Source organism: Pseudoclavibacter helvolus, assembly GCF_049707175.1.
GTDB classification, from domain to species: Bacteria; Actinomycetota; Actinomycetes; order Actinomycetales; family Microbacteriaceae; genus Pseudoclavibacter; species Pseudoclavibacter helvolus_A.
In genome coordinates this window covers 1-1,294 of sequence record NZ_JBNAFM010000040.1, presented here as the reverse complement: position 1 = coordinate 1,294, position 1,294 = coordinate 1, and the positions used below count along the sequence as shown (strand labels likewise).

Sequence of the window (1,294 nt, the reverse complement as noted above, 5' to 3'; positions counted from 1 at the left end):
AGGAGCGGGTAGCGCGTCGTTGCGCGAAGAGAGGTCGAGGCCTTCCAGGATGGAAGTTCTCACACTCCCCGTCCGGAAGACCTCGACGTGCTTGACGCTGCCCTCCAACCTCCTGACGTTGCCGCGTTCTGCGGTCTTGACGAGCTCGGATTGGAGGTGACCGGCAAGTCCTGTCCGAACGTCGTGCGGTGCTCGCGTGCCGAGTCCTTGACCCCGATGACTGGTGTCATCGTTGCGGTTGCCAGGGCTCGCCGAGGGACACAAACACCCGCCGCCTCGCGCACGTGCCCTTCGGGTGGCGACCGACCGGGCTCGTGATCTCGGTCCACCGCTACCGATGCTCCCAGTGTGCTCACGTCTGGCACCAGGCCACCACGACAGCCGCGGCACCAAGAGCGAAGCTCTCCCGGGCAGCCCTGCGATGGGCGCTGACCGGTCTCGTCGTCCAGCATCTTTCCGTCCAGCGCGTCGCGGAAGCGCTCGACGTGTCCTGGAACACCGCGAACCGGGCCGTGCTCGACGAAGGCCGCCGTGTGCTGATCAACGACGATTCCCGGTTCGACGGCGTGAGCGTGATCGGTGTCGACGAGCACGTCTGGCGGCACACCAAGCGCGGCGACAAGTACGTGACCGTCATCATCGATCTCACCCCGGTCCGGGAGAAGACAGGGCCAGCCAGGCTGCTCGACATGGTCGAGGGGAGATCGAAGGCCGTCTTCACAACCTGGCTGCAAGGCCAGACGCAGGCCGGGCGCGACCGGGTCGAGGTGGTCGCGATGGATGGCTTCACGGGCTTCAAGACCGCGTCGGAGGCGGAACTCCCCGACGCCGTCGAAGTCCTCGACCCGGTCCATGTCGTCAAGCTCGCCGGCGATACTCTCGATACCTGCCGGCAGCGAGTCCAGCAAGGACCCCTGGCCACCGAGGTCGCACCGGCGACCCGCTCTACGGCGCCAGGCGCGCGCTGCGCACGAGCGAGCAGTACCTCACCGACAGCCAACGCCACCGGCTCGACGGTCTCTTCGAGAAGCTCGAGCACGCCGGGGTCGAGGCGACCTGGAGCATCTACCAACGCGTGATCACCGCCTACTGCGAACCGAACCGAGCCCTGGGGAAAGCAGCACTGCAAGCCGTCATCGGCTCGCTCAAGACGAGCATTCCAGCAGGGCTTGCCGAGCTGCGCAAGCTCGGCGGCACCCTCAATCGGCGGGCCGTTGATGTCCTCGCGTACTTCGATCATCCCGGCACGAGCAACGGACCCACCGAAGCGAACAACGGGCGCCTCGAGCACCTC

At 66.7% G+C, this 1,294-nt stretch carries 1 pseudogene; it reads left to right on the top strand.

What is annotated here, in order from left to right:
- Positions 1-87: 87 nt before the first annotated feature.
- Positions 88-1,294: pseudogene (locus ACPYN9_RS17180) on the top strand (ISL3 family transposase); the annotation flags it as partial.